15 protein-coding genes are annotated in these 16,364 nt (G+C 58.7%); 7 read left to right on the forward strand and 8 right to left on the reverse strand.

What is annotated here, in order from left to right; all coding sequences use genetic code 11:
* Positions 1-127 precede the first annotated feature (127 nt).
* From J1W56_RS13450 to J1W56_RS13460, 3 genes are all read left to right on the forward strand, one after another.
* The gene (locus J1W56_RS13450; protein WP_223613787.1) at positions 128-922 is read left to right on the forward strand and encodes a response regulator; all 795 of its coding nucleotides are present in this window, start codon (positions 128-130) and stop codon (positions 920-922) included.
* An 87-nt stretch (positions 923-1,009) separates the two neighbouring features.
* Positions 1,010-1,174, forward strand: a complete 165-nt coding sequence (locus J1W56_RS13455; protein WP_223613788.1) for a DUF1328 domain-containing protein — start codon at positions 1,010-1,012, stop codon at positions 1,172-1,174.
* Positions 1,175-1,369: 195 nt separating this feature from the next.
* Positions 1,370-2,815, forward strand: coding sequence for an ArnT family glycosyltransferase (locus J1W56_RS13460; protein ID WP_223613789.1), 1,446 nt, complete (start codon positions 1,370-1,372; stop codon positions 2,813-2,815).
* Here J1W56_RS13460 and J1W56_RS13465 read toward each other — a convergent pair.
* A complete protein-coding gene (locus tag J1W56_RS13465) occupies positions 2,757-3,476 on the reverse strand; it encodes a glycosyltransferase family 2 protein (RefSeq protein WP_223613790.1) in 720 nt (239 codons plus the stop codon). The two genes, J1W56_RS13460 and J1W56_RS13465, sit on opposite strands and share 59 nt — an antisense overlap.
* 374 nt (positions 3,477-3,850) lie before the next feature.
* Here J1W56_RS13465 and J1W56_RS13470 point away from each other — a divergent pair, with 374 nt between their 5' ends.
* The 4 genes from J1W56_RS13470 (at position 3,851) to J1W56_RS13485 (ending at position 8,302) form a co-directional block, all read left to right on the forward strand.
* Positions 3,851-5,188: a murein hydrolase activator EnvC family protein gene (locus J1W56_RS13470; protein ID WP_404928135.1), complete on the forward strand. Its 1,338-nt coding sequence runs from the start codon at positions 3,851-3,853 to the stop codon at positions 5,186-5,188.
* A complete protein-coding gene (locus tag J1W56_RS13475) occupies positions 5,178-6,503 on the forward strand; it encodes a S41 family peptidase (protein WP_223613792.1) in 1,326 nt (441 codons plus the stop codon). The genes J1W56_RS13470 and J1W56_RS13475 overlap by 11 nt, the downstream gene beginning before the upstream one ends.
* 99 nt (positions 6,504-6,602) lie before the next feature.
* Entirely contained in the window at positions 6,603-7,745 is a 1,143-nt protein-coding gene (locus J1W56_RS13480; RefSeq protein ID WP_223613793.1) for a divergent polysaccharide deacetylase family protein, read from the forward strand.
* Between the two features lie 38 nt (positions 7,746-7,783).
* The gene (locus J1W56_RS13485; protein ID WP_223613794.1) at positions 7,784-8,302 is read left to right on the forward strand and encodes an RNA pyrophosphohydrolase; all 519 of its coding nucleotides are present in this window, start codon (positions 7,784-7,786) and stop codon (positions 8,300-8,302) included.
* Between the two features lie 80 nt (positions 8,303-8,382).
* On the opposite strand, the gene J1W56_RS13490 is transcribed toward J1W56_RS13485, so the two are convergent.
* The 7 genes from J1W56_RS13490 to J1W56_RS13520 all read right to left on the reverse strand — a co-directional run bounded on the left by J1W56_RS13490 (position 8,383) and on the right by J1W56_RS13520 (position 16,314).
* The gene (locus J1W56_RS13490; protein ID WP_223613795.1) at positions 8,383-8,790 is read right to left on the reverse strand and encodes a F0F1 ATP synthase subunit epsilon; all 408 of its coding nucleotides are present in this window, start codon (positions 8,788-8,790) and stop codon (positions 8,383-8,385) included.
* Positions 8,791-8,881: 91 nt separating this feature from the next.
* Positions 8,882-10,459, reverse strand: coding sequence for a F0F1 ATP synthase subunit beta (atpD, locus tag J1W56_RS13495; RefSeq protein ID WP_223613796.1), 1,578 nt, complete (start codon positions 10,457-10,459; stop codon positions 8,882-8,884).
* Between the two features lie 18 nt (positions 10,460-10,477).
* A complete protein-coding gene (locus J1W56_RS13500) occupies positions 10,478-11,356 on the reverse strand; it encodes a F0F1 ATP synthase subunit gamma (RefSeq protein WP_223613797.1) in 879 nt (292 codons plus the stop codon).
* A gap of 19 nt (positions 11,357-11,375) precedes the next feature.
* Positions 11,376-12,905, reverse strand: a complete 1,530-nt coding sequence (gene atpA, locus J1W56_RS13505; protein WP_182548638.1) for a F0F1 ATP synthase subunit alpha — start codon at positions 12,903-12,905, stop codon at positions 11,376-11,378.
* Positions 12,905-13,465, reverse strand: coding sequence for a F0F1 ATP synthase subunit delta (locus J1W56_RS13510; RefSeq protein WP_223613798.1), 561 nt, complete (start codon positions 13,463-13,465; stop codon positions 12,905-12,907). Before J1W56_RS13510 ends, atpA begins: the two co-directional genes overlap by 1 nt.
* Positions 13,466-13,698: 233 nt before the next feature.
* Positions 13,699-14,088: an AGROH133_08824 family phage infection protein gene (locus J1W56_RS13515; protein WP_223614129.1), complete on the reverse strand. Its 390-nt coding sequence runs from the start codon at positions 14,086-14,088 to the stop codon at positions 13,699-13,701.
* Positions 14,089-14,130: 42 nt separating this feature from the next.
* Positions 14,131-16,314, reverse strand: a complete 2,184-nt coding sequence (locus J1W56_RS13520; protein ID WP_223613799.1) for a primosomal protein N' — start codon at positions 16,312-16,314, stop codon at positions 14,131-14,133.
* Between the last annotated feature and the right edge of the window lie 50 nt (positions 16,315-16,364).

Consider the following 16,364-nt stretch of genomic DNA (forward strand, 5'->3'; position numbering starts at 1 on the left):
GCAGGCACATTAATGTCGATAATCCCCTGGAGAAGGAAAAGTTCCATGCCAGGGAACTTTTTTTTCGCCAATGTGTTTTGGTTCGTACTAGTCTTCAATGCCCAAACGGGAACGGGAAATCACCATAATGTCATTGTCCACTCGGATCGCTCCACATCTGCCCTATCTTCGCCGCTTCGCCCGCGCCATTACCGGGTCGCAATCATCAGGCGATGCTTATGTAGCGGCGACGCTCGAAATCCTTATCAGCGATGTCTCCCTTTTTCCTGAAGCCACCTCTGACCGGGTCAGCCTCTACAAGCTGCTGATCAAGCACTTCAATTCCGTCAATGTCCGCCCGCTCGAATTGCAATCGGAATTCGGCTGGGAAAAGCACGCAGCGGCAAACCTGACGGCCATCGCCCCCCGCGCGCGTCAGGCTTTCCTTCTCATCAGCCTTGAAGGCTTCAGCCAGGCTGAAACCCTCGATATTCTCGATATAGACGAGCAGGAGCTTTATGCTCTCCTCGACGAGGCTTCCGTCGGCATCTCCAAGCAGATCGCCACCGATATCATGATCATCGAGGACGAACCGCTGATCGCCATGGACATCGAACATATGGTGGAAAGTCTGGGTCATCGGGTTGTCGGTATCGCCCGTACCCGCGACGAGGCCGTGAAACTCTATGCGGAAACACATCCGAGCATGATTCTTGCCGACATTCAGCTCGCCGACGGCAGCTCAGGCATCGATGCGGTCAACAACATCCTGAGCCAGGACGCGGTTCCCGTGATCTTCATCACAGCGTTTCCTGAGCGGCTCCTGACCGGCGAACGGCCGGAACCGACCTTCCTTGTCACCAAGCCTTTCAACCCTGACATGGTCAAGGCCCTGATTACACAGGCGCTGTTCTTCAAGGAAAGCAGCAAGGCAAAGGCATAGGAGCCGGCAAAGCATTCGCACCTGCTGCCGCATGGAACAAAGGCACCCCCGAGATCGTTGTGCATGCAACAGGATAGGGAGTTGATAATGCTATATTATGCGGTTGTGTTTCTTATTATTGCCCTCGTGGCCGGTGCACTTGGCTTTGGCGGAATAGCCGGGGCTTCTGTCGGGATAGCCAAGATTGTTTTCTTTGTGTTCCTGGCGTTGCTGCTCGTCTCCTTGATCGCCGGTCTGCTTCGCAAGGCATAGTCACAGGAATTTGAATGCGTGAAAGGCCGCCGGCATCAAGCCGGTGGCCTTTGTTTATTGGCGCGGTTTCTCATTGGAAATTTGTAGCATTGCAGCGACCGGCACTTGGTTGTAGTGGGATACGACACATGTGAAATTGACGGTCAGGCTGCATTCACCTCTCGATTCCATGCAGCGTTGAAACTGGACGGCCCGATGATCAACTGGACCTGCCTCGCCCGGCGAATCCCCCTTGCAATACTATGCTACACAGCGGGCCTTATCGCGATCAGGCTGGCACTGTCGCCATTCCTCGACATCGATGAAGCCCAGTTTGTCGGATCGGTTGATTTTTCCTGGATTTACGGCAATTCGCACCCGCCGCTTTACAATTGGCTGGTGCGGCTGGCCCTCGATCTTACCGGTTGGAACTGGGTTGTTGCGACGGTTCTGGTCCGTCTTTGCCTGCTCGGCCTCTATCACTGGCTTTCATTCGATACCGCACGCCGCTTGGGCGGCGACCGTGCCGGGGTATTGGCCCTGGCGGCATCCGCCCTTCTGCCGCAGATTGTCTGGATGTCGATCCAGACAACGGCGCATACGCTTCTGGTGATCGTCGCATCCATCGGCACGATCCATGCTCTGGCTCTGATCCGATCGGGACGAGGATACCGCGCCTATGTCTGGCTTGGTCTATGGGCCGCCATTGGCGGGCTGGCAAAGTATAACTTCTTCATGTTCCTGTTCAGCTTTCTGATCGCCTGCGCGCTCAACAGGACCATTCGCCGTCAGATTTTCTGCAGACCTGCATTGATATCCCTTGGCATTTTCATGCTTGCCATGAGCCCTGTGGCCTTGGCCTCCTTGAATGCACCCCTGGCTGCGACAGCCGGCCGAATGGTCAAGCTCAACCACCTGATCCCGATGCTCCAGCCTTTTGATCTTCCTGGGTTTGGGGTGGACGGGCTTCTCAGTCTCTTCATCTCGACCTTCCTCTGGTCAGGCCCGGCTCTTGTGATCTTTTTGATCGGCCGCTGGCAGGACGATCCAAAACCCGCTCCGGACGGAGACACTGACGTCAGGAAAGTCCTGTTCCGTACCGTCGTACTCGGTTTGACGGCCTTTGGCTTGATCGTCTTTTTTGCCGACTACCATTCCGTCGCAGAGCGCTATATGGCACCCATTCTGGCTCCGACTGCCATTTTGCTGGCGCTGTACTTCCCGCAAAAGCATGGCGCGCGAAACCTGCTGATCATATCCGGCGGCTTCTACGCATTGGCGCCCGTTGCCTTCGCCATTGTGCTGCTGTTCGGTGACGATCGCCTGTCGATACCATTCGATGCGGTTGCCAATGCCATTCACGTGCAAAATTCAACCCCGGCGCGGATAGCAGCGAAGCGGCAGGATGACGCCGCCAACATCGCCGTGCAGCTCCATTGGCCGCCGGCAAGCGGCAAGGCCGACGATATCGTCCTTGTCTGGGAGGGCGGCGCTGCACCGGATAAAGAAACGCTCGAACTCCTGCCCGCCGATGCGGCCGCGACCGGTCCCATGACCCGCGTTGACAGCCCATTGAGAAACTTCAACGGCCAGATCAGGACGTTCAGCTTTCAGCGTTATTCATCTCACTTACCCCTGCCGGATCAGAGTATCGGCGGATAAGCCAGAAGACACCTACAGTGTCGAGAAACGCAACCGCAGCGCGATCGAAAAACCCGTATTTGGAGACACCGGCCAGCCGGGGACGATCCTCCACATCGACTTCGACGACAGTCAGCCCGGCCCGGATCGAGAGGGCAGGAAGAAAACGGTGCATGTTGTCGAAGTAGGGCAGCCCTCTTGCCACGGACGCCGGCAGGACTTTGAATCCGCACCCTGCATCCCGGCAATTGTCCCTGAGAAGACGCTTGCGGATGAAATTGGCGGATTTCGATGTCAGCAACTTCACGACCCCGTCATTGCGGCGTTTTCTGACCCCGGCAAACAGCGCAGGCTGGGATTGCGCAATACGCGGCCAGAGGCGCGCCAGATCCAGCGGATTGTTCTGCCCGTCACCGTCCAGCGTCGCGATCCATTGTCCCTTTGCGGCCTGAAAACCGCTGACAAGAGCCCTGGATTTGCCCGTGCGGTTTTTATGGCGCAGCACGCGAACGTGGCGACCCGCATTCAACGCTTCTTCCGCCGAGCCGTCATTCGAGCCGTCATCGATGATCAAGATCTCATAGCTGGCCACACCCGAAAGAGCCTGATTGATCTCGGTGACAAGGGCGCCGATGTTTCCGGATTCATTATAGGCAGGAATTACGACTGACAGATCGGTCATTTGAAAAATCCAGAAACCAAGGTGAACCTTCCGCACTACGATCAAAATCCGGTCATGCCGGTCAGCTTCGAAAGATCATTGCATCGGCGCAATGCGTCAGGATGTTCGATACGTTCTCTGCCCGTTCCCATAGCATTCAAAAGGAGAAAGCAAAACAAATGTTCGCGTCGAACGGAAACCGCTTCCCCTTATACCGGCTGATCCCGCCGCGGTTTCACGCAAGAGTGAAGCTGACGTCGTAATTCCGCCATCCCGATCGGCACTAAAATGCTAGCATCACGCTAATATCCCGCGTGGATGCTCTATGGTTAATAGTTCATTAATCGAAGTCTTCCTATTGTCGGGCTCTAATCTTAATTCATTTCGGTCCGCATATGCATTTTCGGGTTACAGATGCAATCATTGGTTCAAGGAAGAGTTCCCGCATGGGTGCTGGCCTCCTTGTCCTGCTGTTTGCCTGCGTTTCGCCGGTGCACGCGCAGGAACAGGTCGACGCAAAGCGCGCTGAAACCGTCAAACAACTGGACGAACTCACCGGCCAAATCAGTTTGTCTGCTGATCGCCTGGCTTCCCTCGACAAGGAAATTGCCGATCTGAAGAAGGATCAGACCACCCTGACGGCCGCGTTGATCCAGTCGGCCAAGACCGAGAAAAAACTGACTGAAGATATAGCCGCTATCGGCGACAAGCTGACCGATCTGCATGAACGGGAAGACGGAATAAAGCTCTCTCTCAAAGGCCGGCGCGCGGCGCTCGCTGAGGTCCTTGCCGCCTTGCAGCGCATGGGGCTCAATCCGCCTCCCGCCATCCTCGTTCGCCCCGACGATGCCCTTGCGTCGGTCCGCAGCGCCGTCTTGCTGGGCGCTGTCGTTCCGGAAATGCGCGAACAGACGGAAGTGCTGATTGCCGATCTCAAGGAGCTCTCGCGGATCAGGACATCGATTTCCGATGAGCAGACCCGTCTGACCGCTTCCCTGTCAGGACAGGCGGAGGAAAAGAAGCGCCTCGATCTGCTTTTGGCCGAAAAGCAGAAACTGCAGACAACATCCGAGGAAACGCACAAGGCCGAACAGCAGCGGGCGGAAGAACTGGCCCGGCGGGCGACATCCCTGCGCGAATTGATCGCCTCTATGGAACAGGACATGGAAGAGGCGCGCAAGGCAGCCAGCGCGGCGAACCAGCAGGAAGAACAGAAGCTTGCAGCCAGCAAGGAGCGGGCCGACAATTTCGCCTCCAACCAGGAACGCCTGTCAGCCAAGGTGAATTTTGCCTCGCTGAAGGGACATCTTCCCATGCCGGGTGCCGGAAAACTGGTTCGGCATTTTGGCGACGAGGACGGATTGGGCGGTGTCGTGCAGGGCGACACGCTGGAAACCCCGGCAGGCGCAACAATTACCGCGCCCACGGACGCCGTGGTGCTGTATGCCGGCGCCTTTCGTTCCTATGGCCAACTCTTGATCCTGGATGCCGGCAATGGCTATCATGTCGTGTTGGCAGGAATGAAGAGAATCAATGTTTCGCAGAATCAGTTTGTTTTGGCGGGAGAGCCGGTTGGTGTGATGAACGAGCAACTTGTTGCGAGTACCGGCACCGTTCCGTTGGGAAATGGAGCGCCAATGCTTTACATTGAGTTCCGAAAAGATACAAAACCTGTTAATCCCGCTCCTTGGTGGGCGGATAGGCTCGCTGGAAGGACCACAAATGATACGTAGGTTAACGCTTCTCATGGCCGGAGCCCTGTTGGGTGCAACGGCAATGGTGGTTGTGCAGGGTGCACTGCCCACAACCGTTGCAGAAGCTGCGGGCACTGACACATACAAGCAGTTGTCGATTTTCGGCGATATTTTTGAGCGGGTGCGCAACCAGTATGTGACGCCGCCAGATGACAAGAAGCTGATCGAAAGCGCCATCAATGGCATGCTGACGTCGCTTGACCCCCATTCGTCCTACATGAACGCCGACCAGGCCCAGGATATGCGTGTGCAGACCAAGGGCGAGTTTGGCGGCCTTGGCATTGAAGTCACGATGGAAAATGAGCTTGTGAAAGTCATTGCCCCCATCGAAGACACCCCTGCCTCCAAGGCCGGTGTTCTTGCCGGCGATTATATCTCGCAGATCGACGGGACCGATGTCCGCGGCCTGTCGCTAAACGACGCGGTCGACAAGATGCGCGGCGATGTCAACACCCCCATCGAGCTGACGCTGATCCGTCAGGGCGCCGACAAGCCGATCAAGCTGACCATCGTGCGCGACGTGGTCAAGGTGAAGGCCGTCAAGTACCGCGTCGAGAACGATGTCGGCTATGTCAGGGTGATTTCCTTCACCGAACAGACCTTTGAAGACCTGCAGAAGGCGATCAAGGACATCCAGAGCAAGGTTCCCGCCGACAAGCTCAAGGGCTTCGTGCTGGATCTTCGCCTCAATCCGGGCGGCCTGCTGGACCAGGCGGTTGCCGTCTCCGATGCCTTCCTCGACAAGGGCGAGATCGTCTCGACCCGTGGCCGCGACCCGCAGGACATCACCCGCTTCGATGCCCGTCCGGGCGATCTGATCAACGGCAAGCCGATGATCGTCATGATCAATGGCGGTTCTGCCAGCGCATCGGAGATTGTTGCCGGTGCGCTGCAGGATCATCGCCGGGCGACGGTGCTAGGCACGCGGTCCTTCGGCAAGGGCTCGGTCCAGACGATCATCCCGCTGGGCGAGAACGGCGCACTGCGGCTGACGACGGCGCTGTATTACACGCCGGCCGGCAAATCGATCCAGGGCAAGGGCATCGTGCCGGATATCGCGGTCGAACAGCCGCTGCCGGACGATCTGAAGGGCCGGGCCGAGCCGATGAGCGAATCCAGCCTGAAGGGCCATATCAAGGGCGTTCAGGAGGATGCGGAAGGATCGGGCTCGATTGCCTATGTCCCGCCGGATCCGAAGGATGACCTGCAGCTGATCGAAGCCCTGAAGCTGCTGCGCGGCGAACAGGCCAATGCGGCATTCCCGGCAGACCCGTCCAAGGGCGTACCGAACTGATATGACAAAGGGGATCAGGCTGGCTCTTACACACCTGGTCCCCACTTCATTTCCCACCGATCATTCCTTCCGTTTCATCCTCCTCATCGGCCAAAGCGCGTGAATTCCGACATCAACAGGCCGCTGGGACAAAACAGCAAACGGCCCAAGGACAAACCGAAGGCTGGCGCTCGCTGGCTCTTGCCGGCCATCGCCGTGCTGGGGGTGGGAGGTGCCGCACTGCTGATCTCGTTCACCAGCAATCACGGATTTCGCAATCCGCCTCCGGAAATGGAAAAGCCCGAACAGGCAGCGGTAACTCCGCCAGCGCCGGCCAAGACGATACCAGCATCCGACAAGGCCCCTGCAGGCGTCGTCACGCAGGGAAATGTTACCACCAGTCCGGGCGGCCCGAAAATCATCGTCGTAGGCGATCCCGCCAGAGCGAGCCAGAATCCGCTGACCGCCCATATCCCCGACCGGGATCTGCTGGAGACAACTGCGCTCGGCTCTCTGCCAGTCATCGGGCCGGACGGACGACGGCCACTCGATGTCTATGCGCGGTCATGGTCGGGCGCCCGCGGCGCGCGGATCGCCCTCGTCATTGGCGGGCTCGGCATGTCCCAGACCGGCACACAGCAGGCAATCGCGACGCTCCCGGCGGAGGTGACGCTGGCTTTTGCGCCTGAAGGCAACAGCCTCATCCGGTGGATGCAGACGGCGCGCCAGAATGGCCATGAACTGCTGATGCAGGTGCCGCTTGAGCCTTTTGACTATCCGCGGGTCAATCCCGGCCGCAACACCTTGACGGTCGATGCGCCCACCGCCGAGACTTTGGACAATCTGCACAAGGCCATGGGCCGCATAACCAATTACACCGGCATCATAAACTACATGGGGGCCCGCTTTACCGCGGATGCCAAAGCCATGACGCCTGTCATGCAGGATATCGCGAAACGCGGGCTGCTCTATCTCGATGACGGCAGCTCCGCGCGCAGCCAGGCCGACACAATCGCCGGTCAGCAGGGAACGCCCTTTGCTGCCGCCGATGTGCTGATTGATGGCACGCAGGACCGGGGCAGCATCCTCAAGAAACTGGATGAGCTGGAGCGTATCGCCCGAGCCAAAGGCACGGCGATCGGAACCGGTTCGGCCTTCAGCGTGACCGTGGATGCCGTGGCCGCCTGGACCAACGAAGCCAAGACCCGCGGCATCGAGATCGTACCGGTTTCGGCCCTTGTCCGCGATCCTGAAAAGGGCTAGGCACCCATCACTATCCCATCATCCAGCGGAGTATTCGCATGAGCAAGAAACATGTCGACCCCGAGACGCTCCCCTACCGGCCCTGCGTCGGCATTATGGTGCTCAATGCCGATAAACTCGTCTGGGCGGGCCATCGCATTGTCATACCCAATGATGAAATGGACGGGTCGACCCAGCTATGGCAGATGCCCCAGGGTGGCATCGACAAAGGCGAGGACGCGGAAATTGCGGCCCGCCGCGAACTCTACGAGGAAACGGGCATGAAAACCGTTTCCCTGCTCGCCGAGGCGCCGAACTGGATCAACTATGACCTGCCGCCCGCGCTTGTCGGAATCGCCCTGAAGGGAAAGTATCGCGGCCAGACACAGAAGTGGTTCGCCTACGAATTTACCGGCGATGAAAGCGAGATCGCGATCAACCCGCCTCCGGGTGGTCACACCGCTGAATTCGACGCTTGGGCATGGAAACCCATGACCGTGCTGCCCGACCTTATAGTGCCGTTCAAGCGCACCGTCTATGAGCAGGTTGTCGCCGCGTTCAAGCATCTGGCAGGTTGATCCGCGGCGCAAGCGCAATTGAAACAACAAAAAAGCGGGCCAAAAGCCCGCTTTCGTCAGTATCAGTGATTTGAAACCGGTCAGGCAGCCTTGATGGCTTCCTGCAGCGTCGTCAGCTGGCCGAGAAGATCTTCCGCCTTGGCCTTCTGTTCCCGCGACGTCGCGTCTTCGAAGTCTTCGCGGGCGTCCTTGATACGGTTCTGAAGTTCATCAGCCTTTATATCGGTGACGTGTACCGCCGATTCCGCGAGGAGCGTGCAGCCATCCGGCGTCACATCGACGAAGCCGCCGAACACGACATAGCTGTCCGGCTTGCCATCCTGCGTCTTCACGGTGACAACGCCTGGCTTGACGGTGGCCATCAGTGGCGCGTGATGGGCCATCACGGTCATGTAACCTTCCGTGCCCGGAACCACAACTTCGGTGACCTGTTCCGAGAGCAGCAGACGTTCTGGCGATACGAGTTCGAAATGGAAGGCTTCTGCCATGATATTCACTCAATTCCTGCGGTCATTGACCTGATAGAAGGGATGGCCTTGACAAGAAAGGGCGGGCCGGAGCCCGCCATTATGTTCCAGATCAGGCAGCTTCCGCTGCCAGACGCTGTGCCTTTTCGATCGCCTCGTCAATCGAGCCGACCATGTAGAATGCTGCTTCCGGCAGGTGATCGTAGTCACCGTTGCAAAGGCCCTTGAAGCCCTTGATGGTGTCAGCCAGATCAACCAGCTTGCCCGGCGAGCCGGTGAAGATTTCAGCAACGAAGAACGGCTGCGACAGAAAGCGTTCGATCTTGCGGGCGCGGGCGACCGTGATCTTGTCTTCTTCCGACAGTTCGTCCATGCCGAGAATGGCGATGATGTCCTGCAGGGACTTGTAACGCTGCAGGATCGACTGAACCTGACGCGCAATCTGGTAGTGTTCTTCACCGACGATCAGCGGATCGAGCATGCGCGATGTCGAGTCGAGCGGATCCACAGCCGGATAAATACCCTTTTCGGAGATCGCACGGTTGAGGTTCGTCGTCGCATCCAGATGCGCGAAGGATGTCGCTGGAGCCGGATCGGTCAAATCGTCGGCGGGCACGTAAATGGCCTGCACGGATGTGATCGAACCCTTGTGCGTCGTGGTGATGCGTTCCTGCATCTGGCCCATGTCGGTTGCCAGCGTAGGCTGATAACCCACGGCGGACGGAATACGGCCGAGCAGCGCCGACAATTCCGAACCAGCCTGCGTGAAGCGGAAAATATTGTCCACGAAGAACAGAACGTCCTGGCCTTCATCGCGGAAATGTTCCGCAACCGTCAGACCGGAGAGCGCAACGCGGGCACGTGCCCCTGGCGGCTCGTTCATCTGACCGTAAACCAGTGCGGCCTTGGAGCCTTCACCGCCGCCAGCCTTGTTCACGCCGGACTCGATCATTTCGTGGTAAAGGTCGTTGCCTTCGCGGGTACGTTCACCCACACCGGCAAATACCGAATAGCCGCCGTGCGCCTTCGCCACGTTGTTGATCAGTTCCATGATCAGAACCGTCTTGCCAACACCGGCACCGCCGAAGAGGCCGATCTTGCCGCCGCGCGCGTAAGGCGCCAGCAGATCGATAACCTTGATGCCGGTTACCAGGATCTGGGCTTCCGTCGACTGCTCGACATATGCCGGAGCTGACTGGTGGATAGCGCGTGTCAGCTTCGTCTTGATCGGGCCTGCTTCGTCAACCGGCTCGCCGATAACGTTCATGATACGGCCGAGCGTTGCTTCGCCGACCGGGACCATGATGGCCGAACCGGTGTCGTACACGGGCTGACCGCGAACCAGACCTTCGGTCGAGTCCATGGCGATCGTGCGAACAGTGTTCTCACCAAGATGCTGGGCTACTTCCAGAACAAGGCGATTGCCGAGGTTGTCGGTTTCCAGCGCGTTCAGGATCTTTGGCAGTTCGCCTTCGAAATGAACGTCCACAACGGCGCCGATGACCTGGCTGATGCGGCCCGCAGTGCCGGTTGCCTTCACGGTCGTCTTTGGCGTTGCTGATGCCTTGGCCGTCTTTGCTGCAGGAGCAGCCTTTGCCTCAGCCTTCGGAGCAGCGGTCTTTGCAGCCGCTGCCTTGGGTGCAGCTGCTTTGGCGGCTGCGGGTGTTTTCGGGGTCGCTGCTTTTGCCATCGATCCTTACCTTCGCGATTAGAGCGCTTCCGCGCCCGAAATGATTTCGATCAGTTCTTTGGTGATCTGAGCCTGACGCTGGCGGTTGTACGACATCGTCAGCTTGTTGATCATGTCACCGGCATTGCGGGTTGCGTTGTCCATGGCGGACATGCGCGCACCCTGTTCCGATGCCGCGTTTTCAAGGAGAGCGCGGAAAACCTGGACGGAAATATTGCGTGGGATCAGATCACCAAGAATGGATGCCGGATCCGGCTCATATTCATAAACCGCATCGCCTGCCGTTTCCGGTTCGGCATCGCCGACAGCGCTTGCGGGGATCAGCTGCTGGGCAGTCGGTATCTGCGAAATCACCGACTTGAATTCCGAATAGAACAGCGTCGCAACGTCAAACGCACCTTCGTTATAAAGGGCGATGATCTTGTGACCGATCGCATCGGCGTTGACAAAGCCAAGCTGCTTCACATCGCGCAGATCAACGTGGTCGATGATATGCTTGCCGAGATCACGGCGCAGGATATCCGCGCCCTTCTTGCCGACAGTGATGATCTTGACCGTCTTGCCATCTGCAAGCAGGCGACGCGCATGCTCACGGGCCAGACGGGCGATCTGCGAATTGAAACCACCGCAGAGACCGCGCTCCGACGTGCAGACGATGAGCAGATGCACATCGTCCTTGCCGGTTCCGCTCATCAGCACGGGCGCGTCATCGCCGTCCACATTGGCGGCGATATTGGCCAGCACTGCAGCCATGCGCTGTGAGTAGGGACGCGCGGCTTCCGCAGCTTCCTGCGCACGACGCAGCTTCGCCGCGGCGACCATCTGCATCGCCTTGGTGATTTTCTGCGTCGCCTTGACCGAGGCGATCCGGTTTCTCAGATCCTTTAACGAAGGCATCCGTTCATCCCGTCAGTGGTTACGCGAAAGACTTGGCGAAGGCGTCAACTGCAGCCTTCAGCTTGCCCTTGATGTCGTCGCTCAGCTGCTTTTCCTTGGCGATTGCATCGAGAACATCCTTGTTCTCGGTGCGCAGCCATGTGAGCAGGCCCTGCTCGAACTTGCTGACCTGATTGACGGCCAGCTTATCGAGATAGCCGTTCACACCGGCGAAAATCACGGCAACCTGCTCTTCGGTCTTCAGCGGCGAGAACTGCGGCTGCTTCAGAAGTTCAGTAAGGCGTGCACCGCGGTTGAGGAGACGCTGGGTCGACGCATCGAGATCGGAACCGAACTGCGCGAAGGCAGCCATTTCACGATACTGCGACAGCTCGCCCTTGATCGAACCGGCAACCTGCTTCATCGCCTTGATCTGCGCGGCGGAACCGACGCGGGACACCGACAGACCGACGTTAACGGCAGGACGGATACCCTGATAGAACAGATTGGTTTCGAGGAAGATCTGACCGTCGGTGATCGAGATCACGTTGGTCGGAATATAGGCGGAAACGTCGTTCGCCTGCGTTTCGATAACCGGCAAAGCAGTCAGCGAACCGGCACCGTTTTCGTCGTTCAGCTTTGCCGAACGCTCGAGAAGGCGGGAATGCAGGTAGAAAACGTCGCCAGGATAGGCTTCGCGGCCTGGCGGGCGGCGCAGCAGCAGCGACATCTGGCGGTAAGCCACGGCCTGCTTCGACAGATCGTCATAACCGATCAGTGCATGCATACCGTTGTCGCGGAAGTATTCGCCCATCGCGCAACCGGCAAACGGTGCGAGATACTGCATGGGTGCCGGATCGGAAGCGGTTGCAGCCACAACGATCGAGTATTCGAGCGCGCCGCGTTCTTCAAGGATCTTGACGAACTGGGCAACGGTGGAACGCTTCTGGCCGATAGCCACGTAAACGCAATACAGACGCTCGCTCTCATTACCGGCATCGTGCGCCGGCTTCTGGTTGAGGAACGTATCGAGAATGATCGCTGTCTTGCCGGTCTGACGATCGCCAATGACCAGCTCGCGCTGGCCGCGGCCGACCGGGATCAGGGCATCGATGGCCTTGAGGCCTGTCGACATAGGCTCATGCACCGACTTGCGCGGGATGATGCCGGGTGCCTTGACGTCAACGCGCGAGCGCTGCTTCGCCTTGATCGGGCCCTTGCCGTCAATCGGATTGCCGAGAGCGTCAACGACGCGGCCAAGCAATTCCTTGCCGACGGGAACGTCAACGATAGCGCCTGTGCGCTTGACGATGTCACCTTCCTTGATGTCACGGTCCGAACCGAAAATAACAACACCAACGTTGTCGCTTTCAAGGTTCAGGGCCATGCCACGGGTACCGTCCGGGAACTCGACCATTTCACCAGCCTGAACATTGTCCAGACCGTATACACGAGCAATACCGTCACCGACGGACAGAACCTGACCGACTTCGGAGACTTCTGCCTCCTTGCCGAAATTCTTGATTTGCTCTTTCAGGATTGCGGAAATTTCCGCGGCGCGGATGTCCATCAGCCGACCTCTTTCAGTGCAAGCTTAAGCGAAGAAAGTTTTGTGCGAAGTGAAGTGTCGATCTGGCGGGACCCCAACTTGACGATGAGACCACCAAGGATCGACGGATCAACAGTGACATTGATTGTCACGTCCTTGCCGGCGACGCTTTTCAGCGTGGCCTTCAATTCAGTTTGCTGCGCTGCCGTCAGGGCATGCGCAGAAGTAACATCGGCCGAAACCTCGCCGCGATTCTCCGCAGCGATGTTGCGGAAAGCCTGGATCATGGAAGGCACCGCGAACAGACGGCGGTTCGTCGCCACGACACGCAGGAAGTTGGCGACGAGGCCGCCGATCTTGGCTTTGGCGAGGATCGCCGAAATAGCCTTGACCTGATCTTCCGCGGAGAAAACAGGGCTCTGAATGAGACGCCTCAAATCGGCGCTGCCATTGACGAGCGCCTCAAACTGGCCCAGATTCTTTTCCACATCAGCGACTGATTTTGCTTCCAGCGCGAGGTCGAACAGCGAACCCGCATAACGCTGGGCAACACCGGATATGAGCGACGAAGTTTCTGCCACGAACGACAAGCTCTCTGCGTTGAAGCCAAAAATCGGGAAACCAAAAGGAATTTTCGGTCAAATCTTTGGCATTATTGATTTTTTATCGCCTTGGAAACAACCCTGAAACTGCCCCCGACGAGATTTGAATGCCGTCTAGCATAGAGAAGCAGGAGTCGCAACACGCGAATCCGCGAAAACTGGCGTCAGAATTGCCGCAGCAGCAATTTTATGAATGACCTACTCAACTATATCTAGGCGATAAAGCCGAAGGCGAACAGCAATGGGCCGGCTGCCAGCGCCAGTTCGATCAGAACGGAAATCCAGTTGTAAAGCGTATTGCCGCGGTCCGACATCATCGAGATCAGCCGGCCGAAAACCGTGAAGCCCCAGGAGACGCCGAGCGCGATCCAGAGGAAAGGCTGTGCAAAGACAAGGGCGCAAAGCCCAAGCCCCAGATAGAAGCCGGCCATTGTCGCACGCGCCTCGGACAGCGCTTCCGGATGCGCCGGAACAGGTTGCAGGCGCAGAATCCTGAATGCAATGCGCGGCGCAAAGAACAGGATCAGGCCGAAGACAACCGTAACGGCGGCAGAACTCCAGGCGATCCATTCGCCCTGACTGGCTGGCCAATACAATTCCATCATTTCCGCGTCCCCGCTGCGTTAACCATTTCCGCTGTTTGCTTATAGAAAGCTTTGCGGGTCGATATCAATCTGCACGCGCACTGATCCACGCTCTTTTGGTCCGGCACTCAGAATGGCGCGAATGAAGTTCTGGATATCAGCCTTGCGCGTTCCGTGAATCAGCAGCCGGAAACGATGCCGCCCGCGGATAAGGGCAAGCGGCGCTTCGGCGGGCCCCAGAACATTGATCTCGGGCGAGTGCGGCGCTGCACGGCGTAGCGCGCGCGCATGGTTTTCCGCTTCCGCCCGCGTTCCCGCTGAAATGATAAGCGCGCCAAGCCGGCCATAGGGCGGCAGGCCGGACCGTTCCCGCTCCTCGATTTCGCGCGCGTAGAAGGCCTCCGCATCGCCGGAGACAATGGCGCGCATGACCGGATGATCCGGCTGGTAGGTTTGCAGCAATCCCAGGCTTTTCTTGCCGGTGCGTCCGGCACGGCCCGTCACCTGGCTCAGCAACTGGAATGTCCGCTCCGCCGCCCGGGGGTCGCCATTGGCAAGGCCCAGATCCGCATCGACGACGCCCACCAGCGTCATATTGGGAAAGTTGTGCCCCTTGGCGACGAGCTGCGTACCAATAACAATATCCGCCTCGCCGCGTGCAATGGCATCCAATTCGAGGCGCAGCCGTTTCACACCCATCAGATCGGATGACAGGACAATGATCCGCGCATCGGGAAAGGTTTTTTCCGCCTCCTCCGCAATACGTTCGACACCCGGCCCGCAAGCGACGAGATGATCCAATGTGCCGCAGGAGGGGCAAGCCTCCGGTCGCGCTTCGTGATGGCCGCATTGATGGCAGACAAGCTGGCCGCGAAACCGGTGCTCGACCAGCCAGCTTGAGCAGCAGGGGCATTGAAAACGATGCCCGCACACCCGGCACAGCGTCAGGGGCGCATAGCCGCGGCGGTTGAGAAACAGCAGTGACTGTTCCTTGCGCTGCAAGGTCTGGTTCATCGCCTCGACCAGCGCGGGGGACAGGAAACCACCGGGACGCGGCGGCGAGCGGCGCATGTCGATGGCTTTCAGATCCGGCATCGCCGCTTCCGCGTAACGCCCGGTCAGGCGGATGCGGGTATAGCGCCCCTGCAGCGCATTGACCTGGCTCTCGACGGATGGTGTGGCGGAAGCCAGGATGACGGGAAAGCTGCCGATATGGCCGCGAACCACCGCCATGTCGCGGGCATTGTAAAAAACACGGTCCTCCTGCTTGTAGGCAGGGTCATGCTCTTCATCGACAATGATAAGACCCAGATCCTGGAAGGGCAGGAACAGCGCCGAGCGCGCGCCCGCGACAACCCGCACCTGCCCTTCCATCACCTGCCGCCAGACCCGCTCGCGCGTTTTCGGGGCGAGATCGGAATGCCATTCCGCCGGCTTTGAGCCGAATCGATCGTGGAAACGCTCGAGAAACTGCTGCGTCAGGGCGATTTCGGGCAAAAGAATCAGCACCTGCTTTCCCTGCTCGATCGCTTTTGCCACCGCTTCGAAATAAACTTCCGTCTTGCCGGAACCGGTCACGCCATCCAGCAGGGACACAGAGAACCCGCGCGCCGAAACCGCATCCACGAGCAGCCTTGCGGCATCGGCCTGATCACCGGAGAGTTCGGCGGGCGCATAATCCGGATCGGGCGGCGCAACGACGGGACGCGCCGGGATCATGACGTCCTCGAACACCCCCTGCGCCGAAAGCCCGTCAATCACCGTTGCGGAAACCCCGGCCGCGTGGGCAAGGCCAGTGCGCGTCCAGGCAAGACCATCCCCGGCCAGTTCAAGCACGCGCGAGCGTGCACCGGTCATCCGTTCAGGCTGTTGGCCGGAAAAACGCAACCCCGGCACCGGCGGCTCGGGATCGAAGGCCGCAGGCACCCGCAGGATCATCCGGGCCACCATGCCCGGCGGCGAGATCGTATAATCGGCGGCCCAGCGCATGAAGCGCATCATGCCATCATCGACCGGAGGACAATCGAAAAGCTCCGAGATCGGCCGCAGCTTTTTCGCATCAACCGAATCGGTCGCGCCCTCGGTTACAATGCCTGCAACCTCGCGGGGACCAAGGGGAACACGAACAATTGAGCCGGCTTTCACGACCATTCCATCAGGCACGGAATAGCTGTAAGGTTTCGCTGCCGGCAAAGGCACGAGCACCGGAACAATTTTTTGCGCGGAAGGCGAATCTTGCTTCATAACCTCGTGACCTTGGCGCGGCTTTCGTTTAAAGAAAAGCCACTTTTCCG

It is taken from the genome of Phyllobacterium calauticae, from assembly GCF_019991125.1.
GTDB lineage: Bacteria > Pseudomonadota > Alphaproteobacteria > Rhizobiales > Rhizobiaceae > Phyllobacterium > Phyllobacterium calauticae.